Source organism: Bartonella sp. AP57NXGY (genome assembly GCF_042195805.1).
Classification (GTDB): Bacteria; Pseudomonadota; Alphaproteobacteria; order Rhizobiales; family Rhizobiaceae; genus Bartonella.
Map to the genome: position 1 here is coordinate 1 of NZ_JBHIOZ010000623.1, position 592 is coordinate 592.

Below are 592 nucleotides of genomic sequence, written 5' to 3' on the forward strand. Positions count from 1 at the left end.
AAGATGCTATTTTGAATTGAGAAAATAATCAGTTGGGTCCCGTAGCTCAGCTGGATAGAGCAACGGCCTTCTAAGCCGTGGGTCACAGGTTCGAATCCTGTCGGGATCACCATGTTTAAATGATATTTATAGGCTATAAAAAGTTAGAGAGTTTTCCTTTTATTCTATTAGCTTATTTTTCTGTATAATCCCGAACCTTTTTGATGTTTTTTGGTTTATTTTGCTGCTACACGTTTTCTGTTGACTGTTTTAGTATAAAATGATGCTGTTTTCTCTTTTTTCAGTAAAAATTGCTTTTGATTGCTGAAACTTTAGCATTGCATATTCTTGCCGCGTGTTGCTACTATATCACATGCTTTAGGAAACAGATTACAAAAACTCTTTTTTATGAGCTTCTTTTCATCTTTCTGAAAATGAATATTTTATTTCTTAGATTAGATTTAAGCATTGCTGCTAGTGCTGGTGAAATTGCCAAAAAACATCTATTGTGATTTTTTTATTTTTTATGAATAATATTATTACGTTTTTTAGCATGATCTTTGGTAAGATCGATTTTGATTAGATACAAGGCATGATGGATTCGATTTAGAAC

At 32.1% G+C, this 592-nt stretch carries 1 tRNA gene; it reads left to right on the forward strand.

From position 1 onward, the window contains the following. Window positions 1–35 precede the first annotated feature (35 nt). Window positions 36–112, forward strand: a tRNA-Arg gene (locus tag ACFIL8_RS12350). The last annotated feature ends 480 nt before the right edge of the window (window positions 113–592 follow it).